13 protein-coding genes and 2 tRNA genes are annotated in these 13758 nt (G+C 72.0%); 6 read left to right on the plus strand and 9 right to left on the minus strand.

The features are described 5' to 3' along the window. From PKE99_RS16950 to PKE99_RS16965, 4 genes are all read right to left on the minus strand, one after another. Window positions 1-756 carry a helix-turn-helix transcriptional regulator gene (locus tag PKE99_RS16950; protein ID WP_037045706.1) on the minus strand — a complete coding sequence of 252 codons (756 nt, stop codon included), beginning with the start codon at window positions 754-756 and terminating at the stop codon, window positions 1-3. A gap of 66 nt (window positions 757-822) precedes the next feature. Next, window positions 823-1638, minus strand: a complete 816-nt coding sequence (locus PKE99_RS16955; RefSeq protein WP_037045527.1) for an enoyl-CoA hydratase-related protein — start codon at window positions 1636-1638, stop codon at window positions 823-825. A gap of 16 nt (window positions 1639-1654) precedes the next feature. After that, a complete protein-coding gene (locus PKE99_RS16960; RefSeq protein WP_037045528.1) occupies window positions 1655-2464 on the minus strand; it encodes a class II aldolase/adducin family protein in 810 nt (269 codons plus the stop codon). 24 nt (window positions 2465-2488) lie between these two features. Continuing rightward, the gene (locus tag PKE99_RS16965; protein WP_081924125.1) at window positions 2489-3574 is read right to left on the minus strand and encodes a sugar ABC transporter substrate-binding protein; all 1086 of its coding nucleotides are present in this window, start codon (window positions 3572-3574) and stop codon (window positions 2489-2491) included. Window positions 3575-3904: 330 nt separating this feature from the next. Here PKE99_RS16965 and PKE99_RS16970 point away from each other — a divergent pair, with 330 nt between their 5' ends. Both PKE99_RS16970 and PKE99_RS16975 read left to right on the plus strand, forming a co-directional pair. After that, window positions 3905-4834 carry an ABC transporter permease gene (locus PKE99_RS16970; protein ID WP_051737396.1) on the plus strand — a complete coding sequence of 310 codons (930 nt, stop codon included), beginning with the start codon at window positions 3905-3907 and terminating at the stop codon, window positions 4832-4834. Then, window positions 4831-6351 (plus strand): sugar ABC transporter ATP-binding protein, encoded by a 1521-nt coding sequence (locus tag PKE99_RS16975; protein ID WP_037045532.1) that lies wholly within the window; start codon window positions 4831-4833, stop codon window positions 6349-6351. The genes PKE99_RS16970 and PKE99_RS16975 overlap by 4 nt, the downstream gene beginning before the upstream one ends. A gap of 1144 nt (window positions 6352-7495) precedes the next feature. On the opposite strand, the gene PKE99_RS16980 is transcribed toward PKE99_RS16975, so the two are convergent. The 3 genes from PKE99_RS16980 to orn form a co-directional block, all read right to left on the minus strand. Continuing rightward, window positions 7496-7568, minus strand: a tRNA-Lys gene (locus tag PKE99_RS16980). A 101-nt stretch (window positions 7569-7669) separates the two neighbouring features. Beyond that, window positions 7670-7742: transfer RNA gene (locus PKE99_RS16985), tRNA-His, on the minus strand. A 63-nt stretch (window positions 7743-7805) separates the two neighbouring features. Next, window positions 7806-8408 (minus strand): oligoribonuclease, encoded by a 603-nt coding sequence (gene orn, locus PKE99_RS16990; protein WP_037045533.1) that lies wholly within the window; start codon window positions 8406-8408, stop codon window positions 7806-7808. 60 nt (window positions 8409-8468) lie between these two features. Here orn and PKE99_RS16995 point away from each other — a divergent pair, with 60 nt between their 5' ends. Genes PKE99_RS16995 through PKE99_RS17005 form a run of 3 tightly spaced genes read left to right on the plus strand, consistent with a single transcriptional unit; the run spans window position 8469 to window position 10764 of the window. Then, window positions 8469-10013 carry a helicase HerA-like domain-containing protein gene (locus PKE99_RS16995; RefSeq protein WP_037045535.1) on the plus strand — a complete coding sequence of 515 codons (1545 nt, stop codon included), beginning with the start codon at window positions 8469-8471 and terminating at the stop codon, window positions 10011-10013. A gap of 41 nt (window positions 10014-10054) precedes the next feature. After that, entirely contained in the window at window positions 10055-10534 is a 480-nt protein-coding gene (locus PKE99_RS17000; protein WP_037045536.1) for a DUF2975 domain-containing protein, read from the plus strand. Next, complete coding sequence (locus tag PKE99_RS17005) at window positions 10534-10764, plus strand: helix-turn-helix domain-containing protein (protein WP_037045537.1); 231 nt, start codon at window positions 10534-10536, stop codon at window positions 10762-10764. Before PKE99_RS17000 ends, PKE99_RS17005 begins: the two co-directional genes overlap by 1 nt. Here the strand turns inward: PKE99_RS17005 and PKE99_RS17010 are convergent. Further along, window positions 10761-12284 (minus strand): PH domain-containing protein, encoded by a 1524-nt coding sequence (locus PKE99_RS17010; RefSeq protein ID WP_037045539.1) that lies wholly within the window; start codon window positions 12282-12284, stop codon window positions 10761-10763. The genes PKE99_RS17005 and PKE99_RS17010 overlap by 4 nt on opposite strands. Next, entirely contained in the window at window positions 12281-12790 is a 510-nt protein-coding gene (locus tag PKE99_RS17015) for a PH domain-containing protein (protein ID WP_037045540.1), read from the minus strand. Before PKE99_RS17015 ends, PKE99_RS17010 begins: the two co-directional genes overlap by 4 nt. Before the next feature lie 100 nt (window positions 12791-12890). Between PKE99_RS17015 and PKE99_RS17020 the strand changes: the two genes are divergently transcribed. Further along, entirely contained in the window at window positions 12891-13715 is an 825-nt protein-coding gene (locus PKE99_RS17020; protein ID WP_037045541.1) for an HAD family hydrolase, read from the plus strand. Window positions 13716-13758 lie beyond the last annotated feature (43 nt).

A 13758-nucleotide genomic window follows, 5' to 3' on the forward strand; every position in this document is an offset into this window, starting at 1 on the left:
TCAGCGCGAGGGGGGAACGTGGAAGCGCGCCACGTACTCGGCTCGGGAGCGACAGCCTGACGCGGCCAGCACCCGGCTGACGTACTTCTTCACCGTGTCGAGGCTGAGGAACAGCGTGGCCGCGATCTCCCGGTTGGCCCGGCCCTCCCCGACGAGCGCCGCCACCTCCTGGAGGCGGCCGCTCAGCACCGGCGGGGCCGGGAGCTCGGCCGGAATCCGTCTGCTGATCGCCGACAGGTGCCGGGAGAGGAGGCGCAGAGCCGCGGCCGCGCCGTCGTCGATCAGGTGGGGTTCGGAATCGGTCAATCCGACCAGCGCGTGCCCGCCCCGCGGGAACCGCAGGTGCATGATCGCCGACGAGCGATAGCCCCACTGCCGCATGTGCCCGTCGATGTACTCCCGCCCCCAGGCGGGCACGGTCCGCAGCCGGTCGATGTCGCTGAGCCCCTCCCGGCTCAGCGCCAGGCAGGACTCGTCCGACGACAGCACGTCGAGTTCGTGCCAGCGGTCCCGGTAGCCGGGCCAGCTGGTCACGCACGATCCGCGCAGCGACGGCGACCGGTCCGCGAACGCATCCTTGATCGTCGGCCCGGCGAAACAGGTGAGGTTGCGGAAGGAGAACGTCGAGGCGAGGGACTCGAGCACGAGCTCCTTGAACTCCGGGATCGTCCGGGCCGCATCGCACACCTCGAGCACCGAGAAGACACGTTCGTAGTGCGCGACCGGCAGCGCCGGGCCGCTCCTCGTCGATGCCACCACTGGCGTGCCTCCCGCTACGACACAGGCCGACCCCCCGGATTCAAACCGAGGGGTCGCCGAACTTCAAGAGCGGTCGGTGCCGAGTCCGACGAAGGCGGGTCGCCGCTTCTCCTGGTAGCTCGCCACGCCCTCGTGGAAGTCCGGGTGCTCGAACGACACCACCATCCGCCGGTCCGCCTCCCCGGCCGCCTCGGCGAACGTGCTCGTCTCTGCGTCCGTGAGCTGATTCTTGATCGTGGCCATCGCTGCGGGGGAGCAGTTCTCGGCCAGGTCCTGCGCGTACGCGACCGTGGTGTCGAGCAGCGCGTCCGCCTCAACGACCCGATCGACCAGGCCCATGGCCAGTGCCTCGGCACCCTGCACGATCCGGGCCGACAGCAACAGGTCGGTCGCCCGCGAGTGGCCGACGATCCGGGGTAACAACCAGGCCGAGCCGTACTCCGCGATCAGCCCGCGACGGGCGAACGCCGTGGTGAACTTCGCCGTGGGGGTCGCGAAGCGCAGGTCGGCGTAGAGCGCCTGGACGAACCCCAGCCCGGCGGCGGCGCCGTTCACGGCGGCGATCAGCGGCTTGCGCAGCAGCAGCGGACGATGACAGGGCACCGTGCGGGCAGGCAGGCCCTTCTTCTCCGCGCCGGTCAGGACGTTCAGGTCATCCATGTCCGCCCCGGCGCAGAAGCCGCGACCGGCGCCGGTCACCACCACGGCGCGGACGTCGGGATCGGCCTCCGCCTCGTCGAGCAGGGCGAAGTAGCGCTGCTCCAACGCGTCGGTCCAGGCGTTGAGCCGGTGCGGACGGTTGAGCGTCAGCACCAGCACGCCGCCCCGCTTCTCGGCCAGGACGGTCTCGACGCCGGCGTCCACAGTGGTGTCGGTCATGGGGTCCTCTCTGAGGTCAGTCGAACAGGTCGGGGTCGGAGATGCGGATCTCCTCCCAGAGCGGCTGGAAGTTGAACCAACCCGCCCACGGCGTGCCGTTCTGCTCCGCGGTGTACGCCGCCCACTCGTGGCGGACCTGGATGGGCTCACCCGCCGCCATCGCAGTGAGCTGCGCTTGGCAGGAGCGTTCCAGGGACAGGAACCAGAACACCGCCTCGTCGAGCGTGCGGCCGACGGTGAACAGCCCGTGGTTCTGGTGGATGGCAGCCTTGTGCGGGCCGAGACCGGCGGCGACCTGCCGCCCCGCTTCGGGATCGAGCACGACGGCGCCGCCCTGGTCCGCGACGACGGCGTGGTCCCCGTAGAAGGTGCACGCGTCCTGGGTCAGCGGGGCCAGCGGGATGCCCAGCGAGCTGAAGGCCTTCCCGTACGGCGAGTGCGAGTGTGCGGCGGCGACGACGTCGGGTCGGGCCTGGTGGATGGCCGAGTGCAGCACGAAGGCGGCGCGGTTGACCGGCTGGTCGCCGTACACGACGTCGCCGTCGTGGTCGACGAGCACCAGGTCCCGCACCCGCATGTGCCGGAAGCTCCGGCCGAAGGGGTTGACCCAGAAGTGGTCGGGGAACTCGGGATCGCGCACCGTGATGTGCCCGGCCACCCCCTCACCGAAGCCGAAGCGGCCGAAGAGCCGCAGCGCCCCGGCGAGCTTCTGCTTGCGATGCGCGCGTTCCTCCTCGACGGTCGCGAACTCGGCCGGTGTCGGCAGCGGCGGCAGGTCCCGAGGCGCCAGCCGGACGCCGTCGACGAACCGTTCCGTGGTGGTCATGCGGTGCTCCTCTCTGCGGGCGGATCAGCCGGTGTAGAAGGGGGTGAGCCCCGTGCCCTGGGGCACCCCGCTCGCCGGGACGTTCGCTGCGGTGATCAGGGGCGCGTCGACGTAGAGCTGTGCGTTCTTCGGCGGGGCCGCACCGCCGATGATCTTCGCCAGCTCGGTGAGCACGACGTTGGACACGGCGACCATGTCGTTGACGACGGTGGCCCCCTGCGGCCCGCGCTGGCGGATCGAGTCCAGGTTCGCCTGCTCGCCGTCGATGGACACCACGAACACGTCGTCGCGGCCCGCTGCCTCGATCGCGGACACGGCGGCGTAGCCACCCTGGTCCCAGGCCACGAAGATCGCGCCGAGCTGCCCGCCCCTCGGGAACTTGGTGAGCACGTCGGTGGTGGTGTTCTGCACGTCGGGCACGGACGAGTCGGCGTTGGTCTCGTGTCGGAGCAGGATCGGCGTGCCGTAGTAGTCCGCCAGCGTCCGCACGGCGAGCTCGCGCTCCCGGAGGTTCGCGAGCGGCGTGTAGCCGACGAGCGCGATGCCCTTGTCGCCGCCCGCGACCGCCAGCCGCTGCTGAATGTAGGTCCCGCACCGCATCCCGGAGATGAACTCGTTGGCGCCCACGTCGAACGCCAGGCCGGGGGCGGTCCCGCAGTAGAAGCCGCCGACGGGTACCCCGGCCTTCTGCGCCGCGGCCAGCCCCTCGCTGATGTTCGCGGCCTCGGTGTTCGCGACGACGATCGCGGAGAACCCGTTCTCGGCCCAGACCCGCATGGTGTCGTTCGTGCGCGCCAGGTCGAAGTCGCTGCTCACGGCCTGCAGGTCGAACTCGTGCTTCGTCGACAGGTCGGTCATGATCTGCACGCTCCGCGCCACCGTCGGGCCCTGCAGGTTGATCCCCACGACCCCGATCCGGGCGCCCTTGAGCGGCGCGAAGTCGGCGTCGGAGAAGGTCGTCCCGCTGCTCGGGACCGCCGCGGCGTCTGTTCCGCTCGCCGTGGCCGCCCCGCCGCTGACGCTGCAGGCCGCTAGTGCGAGCCCCGCACCGGCTCCGGCACTCCCGTAGAGGAACGCCCTTCGGGGGAGCGACCTGCGAAGGGGACTCATCGTGTACCTCCATTGGGACGATGGACGGGCGGCGCAGCTGGGCCCGCGCCGGCGGAACGCTACGACCGGGCTGAGGGGCCGGACAATGCACCAAAGTGCACCGCTGCGACCTGCGCGTCCCGGCGACGACTGTGCACTTTGGTGGACTGCCCGGCGCTCGCGGGCGCGACCTAGATTCACGGTTCCTGACGGACCGCCACGGCTGTCGGCCGACGAAGGAGCCGCCCGATGAACGCCTCGACACCGACCTCGACGGACACCGCGAGACCGGACACCGCATCACCCGTGACCGGCAGGTCCGGAGCGGGTCCCGCCTCAACCGAGCGGGGGATGGTCCTGCTCTCGCGGTACGGGACCCTGGTCGGGTTCGTCCTGATGCTGATCGTCTTCGGCGTGCTCGCCGACTCGTTCCTCACCGCGAGCAACGTCGCCAACGTGCTCAAGGCGGCGGCCGCGATGGGGGTGCTGTCGATCGGCCTCACCGTCGTACTCACGCTCGGCGACTTCGATCTCTCGATCGGCTACACCGCGACTGGCGCCGGGATGCTCGCGGCAGGCACGGCCCAGAGCTTCGGGATGGTCGGCGGCACAGCGGCAGCGCTGCTCTTCGGCGCAGGGGTAGGCGTGGTCAACGGCCTGATCGTGACGAGGCTGGGAGTCTCCGCCTTCATCGCCACCCTCGGTGTCGGGCAGATCATCACCGGGTGGCTGCTCGCCTACCGCGGCGGCGTCCAGGTGTCAGGTGACCTGCCTCCGGATTTCACACTGCTCGGTCGCGGCACGCTCGGCCCGGTCCCGTTCCTTGTGATCCTCTGGTTCGCAGTGGCCGTCGCGGCCTACCTGCTGATGGAGCGGACGGTGATCGGCCGCCGGATGTACGCGGTCGGCGGCAACCCGGTCGCGGCCCGGCTGTCCGGCATCGACGGCAAGCGGGTGCGCCTGCTCGCCTTCGTGCTGAGCGGAGTGCTGGCGGGGCTCGGCGGGCTGATGCTCGCTTCGAGCCTGGGCGTCGGGAACCCGACGGCGGCGGTGAGCTACCTGCTGCCCGCCTTCGCCGCCAGCTTCATCGGTGCCGCGACGCTGCGCGAGGGGCAGTTCCATGTCGGCGGGACCATCGTCGGGGTGCTCATGCTGGGCTTCCTGGCCAACGGGCTCGTCGTTACGGGCGTGGAGCGGGCCTGGACCACCGCGGCCCAGGGGATCGTGCTCGTCGCCGCCGTCACGATCAGCACGTTCGCCCGGAAGGTCGCGGCGCGGTGACGGGCGAGGTCTGGCTCCGCGTGCGCGGAGTGGGCAAGAGCTTCGCGGGCGTCCCCGCGCTGGACGGCGTGGACCTCGACGTCCGGGCGGGCGAGGTGCACGGGCTGATCGGGCAGAACGGTGCGGGCAAGTCCACTCTGATCAAGATCCTCGCGGGGGTGCATCGGCCTGGGGCCGGGACGATCGAGATCGAGCACGAGCAGGTCAGCTTCCCCGACGCCGCCGCGGCCAACGCAGCCGGGATCGCCGTGCTGCACCAGGAACCCCAGGTCGTCGCGGACCTGGCCGTGTACGAGAACGTCTACCTCGGCCTCGTCCCGCCGCGTGTGGGCCCGTTGATCCGGCGGAACGAGATGCGCCGGACCTGCCGCGAGATGCTGGAGCGGCTCGGGGTCACCCTCGATGTCGACGAGCGGATCTCCGCCCTGTCGGCGGCCCAGACCGCAATGGTCGGCCTGGCCCGCTGTCTGCTGCTCGGCGCCCAGCTCATCATCATGGACGAGCCCACGGCATCGCTCGGAGCGCACGAGGTCGAGCAGGTGTATCGGACCGTCGAGCGGCTGCGGGCGGACGGGCTGAGCGTGATCTACGTGTCCCACCGACTCGACGAGATCGCGGCCCTGTGCGACCGGGCCACGGTGCTGCGGGACGGCCGGCTAGTCGGCGGGCTCGACCACGACGAGCTGCAGGACCGGCAGAACCTCGTCCGGATGATCCTCGGCGTGGAGCCCAGCAGGCTCGTTCGGGCCGACGATCGGGAGCCGGGCGAGGTCGCGCTCAGCGCCCGCGGGCTGAGCTGGCGCAACCGCGTCGTCGACGTGGATCTGGACCTGCACCGCGGGGAGGTCACCGGGATCGCCGGCTTCGTCGGCGCGGGCCGCTCGGAGCTCGCGCATCTCCTCTTCGGCGCCGCCCGGCCCGACGCGGGGCGGATCGAGATCGGCGGCGCCCCGTTCCGGGCGTCGTCGCCGAGGGAGGGGATCCGCCGCGGCGTTGCCCTGCTGCCCGAGGACCGTCGTCACCAGGCGTCCGTCGGGGAGTGGTCGGTACGGGAGAACCTCACCCTCGCCGCGCTGTCGTCGTTCGCCTCAGGTGGGTTCATCCGGCGGCGTCGTGAACGCGAACGCTACGCAATCGACGAAGGCCGGCTCGGGATCAAGGCGGTGGGTGCCGAGAGCCGGTTCAGCCACCTCTCCGGCGGGAACCAGCAGAAGGTCGTCATCGCGAAGTGGCTGGCCACGGATGCCGACATTCTGATCTTCGACGAGCCCACCCAGGGTGTCGACGTCGGCGCGCAGGAGGAGATCCATCGCCTTGTTCGGGACATCGTCGCCGACGGCCGCGCCGTCCTGTTCATCTCCAGCGACCTGGAGGAGACCCTCCGGGTGAGCGACCGCCTTCTCGTCATGCGTGAAGGACGCATCGTCGCCGACCGGCGAGCTCGGACTACGACCCTGCAGGAGACGCTTGCGCTGTGCTTCGGCGCCGAGGATCCCCTGGCAGGCCATGTGGGGTGAGGTCCCGAGGTCGACGTGGCAGCGCCAATTGGAGCGCGCGCCCGGCGAGGGTGGGCAGGGCGAGTCCGCAGTCGCGTTGGCTGGATCGTCCGCCACCCGGCGCGGATGCCGGTCGTGCTGTGCAGAGTCTGGCGACTTCGCGGCGGCGCCGCTGCGGGACGAGCGTTTTGCCTTGCGCGGGCGCTGAGCAGGAACGGACCCGCCACTTCGACGACTCCCGCAGGTACCCCGCCATCGTCAGGCCGTCTCGGCGTCGATCGCAGCCGCCCCGGACTCGCCGCCATGAAGCGAGGCGAAGGCGCTGCGAGGACTCCGATGCGCCCGTCAGCTCGGGGACGATCTCGGGCAGCCGGGACACTGCCTCGACCACGACGAGGTCCTCGCAGACCGGGCACGATGTCGGCCCCCATGTCCGCGAGTGCGTGACCAGGCGATCGACGAGTGGTGTGCTCTGGCCGAGGGGCGCGAACTGTGCCTGTCCCCGGTGGCCCGACACCGTTCGCCTGCGGCGCTGTCGCCGTCGAGCCGCGGCGTGCTCCGCGGTTGGCGCGATCTCGTGGTCGGAGCCGTAGTCGTCGCTGCCCCTGCGGCCCGGGCCACGACGGCGGCTCCGGCGGCGGAGGGGCGGTCGGCGGCCCCTTCGCCTGGAACGCGGGCTGCGCCGTCGGCGAGAGCGGCGGGCTGTCCTACAGCGACGACGATGCCGGTCCGGTCATGCTGAACGGTGGCGCGGGCGCTGACGGGCACGGTGACGCGGTCGGGACCCTGTCGAGCCAGAGCGCCGGCTCACCCGTTCGCCCGGTCAGGTCGGACACCTCAACGGCGCAGCCGGCGGCGGCGGGGACTGGGGCGGGCCGGGCGCGGCAGCGGGCTTGGCCCAGCGCGGTGAACCGAGCTGGTGGTCAGGATGACGGTGTCATCTTCGAACACCGGTGAACAGCTGACTCCTGGGCTGGGCGCGGGTCACGAGGATCGGCGGCATGCTGGGTGGGAGGGCCACTGAGCTGCGGTTCTCGACGCACTGGCCGGGTCGGAGCGCGTGAACAGCTGACTCCCTTTTCGGGGTTTGCGGTGAGTAACGTCGAGTTGGACCTTGAAAACGCGAAGCAGGCCAGAGCGACAACGCTCTGACCTGCTGCTTCTGTGCGCCGCGAGGGAATCGAACCCCCAACCCGCTGATTAAGAGTCAGCTGCTCTGCCGATTGAGCTAGCGGCGCATGTGTTCAGTTGTCCTGCTTGGTGCTGCGGTGTCCCTTGCGCGACAGGGGAAACGCTATCAGAGGCGTTCCTCGGGCCGTGCGAGGGGTCCGCGACCCCGGGTGAGTGACGGGACTTGAACCCGCGACTTCCTGGACCACAACCAGGTGCTCTACCAGCTGAGCTACACCCACCATCGAACCTCCGGGCCGCCCCGGCGTTCTGACGTGAACTCTACAAGGTCGTGTCGAGCGCCTTCACCGCGGGGGTGCCAGGGCGGCCGCGGCGGCCCTGGCCTCGTCGGACGTCGGGCCCGGGGGCTGCACGAACAGCGTCCGGCGGTAGTACTCGAGCTCGCGGATCGACTCCTTGATGTCCGCGAGCGCGCGGTGGGCGAGACCCTTCTCCGGCTTGGCGTAGAAGACCCGCGGGAACCAGCGGCGGGCCAGCTCCTTGACCGAGCTGACGTCGATCATCCGGTAGTGCAGGTGGGCGTCGAGCTCCGGCATGTCCCGGGCGAGGTAGCCGCGGTCGGTGGCGATGGAGTTGCCGGCCAGCGGCGCCGTGCCGGGGTCGGGCACGTGTTCGCGGATGTAGGCGAGCACGGCCTCCTCGGCCTCCCGCACGGTGATCGTCGACGCCCGGACCTCCTCGGTCAGCCCGGACCGCGCGTGCATCTCGCGGACGACCTCGGGCATCCCGGCCAGCGCGTCGTCGTCGGCGTGGATCACGAGGTCCACGCCCTCGCCGAGCACGTTCAGGTCCCCGTCCGTGACCAGCACGGCGATCTCGATGAGCGCGTCGCGGCGCAGGTCGAGACCGGTCATCTCACAGTCGATCCACACCAACCGGTCGTTCATGGCCCGCAGCGTATGCGCTGGCCCGCCGGTTGTCGTACCGCTGGTCTAGGCTCCGCCGACGTGGGGGAGAACACGCAGAGCGCCGCCCAGGAGATCGCCGCCGGCTATGCCACCGAGGGTGCCGCCCTCGAGCTGGGCGCGGTCGTGGTCGACGGGCAGGTGGACCCGTCGGCGCGGGTCCGGATCCCGTTCGCCACGCTCAACCGGCACGGGCTGGTCGCGGGCGCCACGGGCACCGGCAAGACCAAGACCCTGCAGGGCCTGGCCGAGCAGCTCTCCGCCGCCGGGGTCCCCGTCCTGCTGGCGGACGTGAAGGGCGACCTCTCCGGGCTCGCGCGCCCGGGGGAGGACGGGCCGAAGATCCAGTCCCGGGCGAAGGACACCGGGGACGACTGGGTGGGCACCGGGTTCCCCGTCGAGTTCCTCTCCCTGGGCGGGGAGTCCTCCGCGGTCCCGATCCGGGCCACGATCACCCAGTTCGGGCCGATCCTGCTGTCGAAGGTCCTCGACCTCAACGACACCCAGGAGTCCACGCTCGGGCTGATCTTCCACTGGGCCGACCAGCGCAACCTCCCGCTGCTCGACACCAAGGACCTCCGCGCGGTCATCCAGCACCTCACGAGCGACGAGGGCAAGGCCGACCTCAAGGTGATCGGCGGCGTCTCCGCCGCCACGGCCGGCGTCATCCTCCGGGCGCTGGTGAACCTCGAGGCCCAGGGCGGCGAGGACTTCTTCGGCGAGCCCGAGTTCGAGCCGGCCGACCTGCTCCGCCAGGTCGACGGGAAGGGCGTCGTCACGCTGGTCGAGCTCGCCGACCAGGCGGCGAACCCGAAGCTCTTCTCCACGTTCCTGATGTGGCTGCTCGCCGAGCTCTACGAGGACCTGCCCGAGGCGGGCGACCTCGACAAGCCCAAGCTGGTGTTCTTCTTCGACGAGGCGCACCTGCTGTTCACCGACGCCTCGAAGGCCTTCCTCGAGCGCATCGAGCAGACCGTGAAGCTGATCCGGTCGAAGGGCGTGGGCGTCTTCTTCTGCACGCAGCTGCCCACGGACGTGCCCAACGCCGTGCTCTCCCAGCTCGGCGCGCGCGTCCAGCACGCCCTGCGTGCCTTCACCCCGGAGGACCAGAAGGCGCTGACGAAGACGGTCAAGACCTACCCCACGTCGAAGGTCTACGACCTGGAGGAGGCGCTCACCACGCTGGGCACCGGCGAGGCGGTCGTCACGGTGCTGTCCGAGCGGGGCGCGCCCACGCCGGTGGCCTGGTCGCGGATGCGGGCCCCGCGGTCGCTGATGGCCGCGATCGGCGGGCAGGCCGTGACCGAGGCGGCCAAGGCCTCGCCGCTCTACGGCAAGTACGGCGTGACGATCGACCGCGAGTCGGCCTACGAGAAGCTCACTGCGAAGATCGCCGAGGCGGCCCCGCCGCCCGCGCCGGAGGCCGCCCCGGCTCCCGAGCCGGAGCGGCGCCGCGAGGAGCGGGAGGAGCCGGGGATGGTCACGCAGATCCTCAACTCGCCCGCCGCCAAGTCCTTCATGCGGTCGATGGCCACGCAGCTTGGCCGGGAGATCACGCGCGGGCTGTTCGGCACGCGGCGCCGCTAGGACCGATTGACTTTCGATAGATACCGCTCGATACTCAGCCCATGATTGCCGAGCATCGAGCGGTCGCGCCGCTCCGGGTGTTCCTCGTCGTCTTGTTCGCGGTGCTGGTCGTGTTCCAGACCATGTCGCTCCCCGGGCAGTTCGCGCACATGGCGAAGGAGTCCCCGGAGGACGCGTACCTCCGCTGGCCGTTGACCGCCCTCGCGGTGTTCTGGGTGCTGTGCGTCCAGGTCGTGGTCGTCGCGACCTGGATGCTGCTCGCCCGGGTGAAGAAGGACCGCATCTTCGACCCGGCCTCGCTGAGGTGGGTCGACGCCATCGTGTGGGCGATCGCCGCGGCGTGGGTGGTGCTGGTCGGGGTGTTCCTCTACGTCGGGTTCCGGGCGGACGACCCGGGGGTGCCGATGGTGCTGTTCCTCATGGTCGTCGGCGTCGCCGTGCTGGGGCTGCTGATGGTGGTGATGCGGGCGCTGCTGCGGCAGGCCACGGCCCTGCGCACCGACATGGAGGCGGTCATCTGATGCCGATCGTCGTGCGGATCGACGTCGAGCTGGCCCGGCGCAAGATGAGCGTCGGGGAGTTCGCCGAGAAGGTCGGGCTCACGCCGGCCAACGTCGCGGTCCTGAAGAACGGGCGGGCCAAGGCGGTCCGGTTCAGCACCCTGGACGCCATGTGCCGGGTGCTCGACTGCCAGCCCGGAGACCTGCTGGAGTGGGTTCCCGCGGAGGAAGCGGTGGAACGGTTGCTCTAGCCGAGCAACCGGCGAAGCAGCCCCGGGGTGGTCGCGTCGGCCAGCGCCACGGCGTCGGCCGCGTCCACGTCGAGGATGCGGTAGCCGCCCTCGCCCGCTGCCGTCACGGCCTGCAGCGTCACCAGGCCGGCGCGGCGCTGGAAGGGGCTCTGTCGGACCGTCCAGCCGATCACGCCGGACCGTTGCAACGCGACCGTCCGGCGGGACAGGCCCCCGAGCCGGCTGACCAGGTACTGCGGGGTGAGCGCGTGGCCGAGTGCCCGGTACCGGTCGGCGGCCAGCAGCGCGGCGAGCGGCACGAGCACCACGGTTCCCGGCCAGATCCAGCTCAGCCCGGGCCAGACCCGTCCGACGACGACCGCCGCCGCGACGAGCACCAGCACCGGCACGAGGGCGCGGGTGTACCGGCGCCGCCGCGCGGCCGCCGGGTGCGGGACCAGCGGCGTGAGCGTCGGGTCGATCTCGCTCCCGGTCCGGCGCAGGGCCGCCCCGGCGACCCGGTGCGCCTCGGCCCGGGGCGCGGGCGGCTGCAGTACCCCGCCCTGCGCCTCGCGCCCGAGCCCCGTGGACAGGGCGCGCGTCTGGGCCCCGCCGCCGGCGCGCAGCAGCAACGGCTCGTGCACGCCCACGCCGCGCAGCCGCTCCTCCGCGACCGACAGCGACCGGGTGGTGAGCAGCCCGCGCCGCACGCGCAGGGTGCCGTCGGCCTCGCGGGTCAGCCGGTAGCCCCACCAGCGCTCGGTGAACAGCACCACCGACCCGACCACGGCGATCACCAGCAACGCCAGCCCCACCAGCCCGACGGCCAGCCAGAGCGGGGCCGCCGCGAGCCGCTCGGCGGCGTCGTCGACGCCGTCGACCTCCGTGGGGCTGACACCCAGCTCGTTGAGCACGTTGAACGCAGCCGCCGCGATCGCGCCGACACCGGCCAGGGAGGAGAAGGTGAGCGGGGCGAACCGCAGCCAGGACCAGCGGAGCCGGGCCAGCACCTCGGCGTCCGGCTCGACCGGCTGCTCGACGGGCCGGGGCTCCGCCCGCCGCCGGTCCAGCAGCTCCCGCCGCAGGGTCTCGGCTTCCGCCGTGCTGACGGCGTCGAGCGTGAGGCCGCCGTTCCGGTGCTCCCCGCCCGCGTCGGCCGCCCGCACCGCCACCACGCTGAGCCGGAAGGCGCGGTGCAAGGGCGAGGCCGTGAGGTCGACGGTGCGAATCCGGTCGCGCGGCACCGAGCGCCGCTGTCGTCGGAGCCAACCGCTGTGCAGCTCGACCCGCTCGGCCGTGATCCGGTACCGGGTCGTGCGCCAGCGGACCACGCCGGCGAGGACCACCAGCACGCCGATGCCGAGCGTGATCCACGGCCGGACCGGGTCGCCGTTGCTCCCGGTGATCAGCACGACGACCAGCACCGGGACGAGCTTGACCAGGGTCCGGACCGGCTCGACCACCACCATCCGCGCGTCGAGCCGCCGCCACGGGACGCCGGAGTCGACGGTGGGACCGACCGGCTCGGCCGAGACCGTCATGTGGCGTCGCCGGGTGTGGCCTGGGTGGTCTCGGTGAGCTGACGGGCGAGCTCCTGGGCGTGCGCCGTGGCCAGGCCGCGGATGGTGACGGGCCCGCGCGCCGACGCCGTCGTCACGGTCACGCTGGCGAGCCCGAGCAGCTGCTGCAGCGGCCCGTGCTCGGTGTCGACGGTCTGCACGCGCGAGATCGGCGCGATCCGCCACTCGCGGACCAGCCAGCCGGAGAGCGTGTAGACCGCCTCGTCCGTGACCTCCCAGCGGTGGATGCGGAACAGGATCCCGGGGACGACAGCGGCGTAGACCAGCCCGGCGACCACCGTCGCCGCGAGGGTCCCCCACAGCCAGCCCGGCCCGCCGAGGACCAGCGCCACCACGAGTTGGGGGAGCGCGACGATCCCGGTGCCGCCGAGCCCGCGCAGCCGCCACCAGCTCCGCGCGCGCGGGTCCACCCGGTGGGCGGGCGGGCGGAGCGGGAGCGCGGTCGGCACGGTGGACCCGGTCTGCATGGGTTCATGCTGCCGAAACGTCCGGGTCCGTGTCGCGGGACCCTCCTCGAAGCAGCCGCCGCACCCCTCGGCCGGGCGCATCGCACCGTAGGGTCGGGCTGTGCTCCCCCCGCGATGGCAGCCGCGACTGATCGCCCTCGACATCGACGGCACCACGGTCCACGAGAAGAATCCGCCCAGCCCGCGGGTCCTCGCCGCCGTCCGGGAGATCGGGCGGCACGCCGTCGTCACGCTGTGCACGGGGCGGACCGTGCTCGGCGTCGGGCACGTGCTGGACCAGCTCGAACTGGGCGCCCGGCCCCGCACCGACCGGTACGCCGACTTCGAGCACACGACCGTCTGCTCGAACGGCGCCGTCGTGCTCGACACGGGCTCGCGGGAGGTGCGGTACGCGATCCGGTTCGAGCCGGGTCCCGTCGTCGCGGCGGTCCGCGAGGCCCTGCCCGGGGCGGTGTTCGGGTGCGAGGAGGTCGGCCGCGGGCAGCGGGTGGGCGCACCGTTCCCCGACGGCATCCTGGCCGGCCGGGTCCGCCTCGTCGACGAGGCCGAGCTCCTCGGGGAGCCGACGCCGAAGGTCGTCGCGTACTGGCCGCACGGCACGCCCGCGGACGTCGCCGAGCGGATGGAGGGCGTGGAGGTCCCCGGCGCCGAGGTGACCCTGGACCACGAGCTGCCGTGGGTGTCGATGGTGCCCGAGGGGGTGTCCAAGGCGTCGGCGCTGGCCGAGGTCGCGCGGGTGCTCGGGGTGGCGCAGGCGGACGTCCTCGCGGTGGGCGACGGCGACAACGACCGCGCCATGCTCCGCTGGGCCGGGCTCGGTGTGGCGATGGGTCAGGCTCCGCCGGAGGTGAAGGCCGACGCCGACGAGGTCACCGGCACGGTCGAGGAGGACGGCCTCGCCGCCGTGCTCGAGCGCTACCTCTGAGGGTGGGGCCGAGGGCGGGGCGGAGGTCGCTGCCTCGGACGGT

Source organism: Pseudonocardia halophobica (genome assembly GCF_027922425.1).
GTDB classification, from domain to species: Bacteria; Actinomycetota; Actinomycetes; order Mycobacteriales; family Pseudonocardiaceae; genus Pseudonocardia; species Pseudonocardia halophobica.

Bases quoted from the DNA above. Each gene is read 5' to 3' on its own strand.
- PKE99_RS16955 (WP_037045527.1), bottom strand. From the start codon at position 1,638: ATGACCGACACCACTGTGGACGCCGGCGTCGAGACCGTCCTGGCCGAG.
- PKE99_RS16960 (WP_037045528.1), bottom strand. From the start codon at position 2,464: ATGACCACCACGGAACGGTTCGTCGACGGCGTCCGGCTGGCGCCTCGG.
- PKE99_RS16965 (WP_081924125.1), bottom strand. From the start codon at position 3,574: ATGAGTCCCCTTCGCAGGTCGCTCCCCCGAAGGGCGTTCCTCTACGGG.
- PKE99_RS16970 (WP_051737396.1), top strand. From the start codon at position 3,905: ATGGTCCTGCTCTCGCGGTACGGGACCCTGGTCGGGTTCGTCCTGATG.
- orn (WP_037045533.1), bottom strand. From the start codon at position 8,408: ATGAACGACCGGTTGGTGTGGATCGACTGTGAGATGACCGGTCTCGAC.
- PKE99_RS17000 (WP_037045536.1), top strand. From the start codon at position 10,055: ATGATTGCCGAGCATCGAGCGGTCGCGCCGCTCCGGGTGTTCCTCGTC.
- PKE99_RS17005 (WP_037045537.1), top strand. From the start codon at position 10,534: ATGCCGATCGTCGTGCGGATCGACGTCGAGCTGGCCCGGCGCAAGATG.
- PKE99_RS17010 (WP_037045539.1), bottom strand. From the start codon at position 12,284: ATGACGGTCTCGGCCGAGCCGGTCGGTCCCACCGTCGACTCCGGCGTC.
- PKE99_RS17015 (WP_037045540.1), bottom strand. From the start codon at position 12,790: ATGCAGACCGGGTCCACCGTGCCGACCGCGCTCCCGCTCCGCCCGCCC.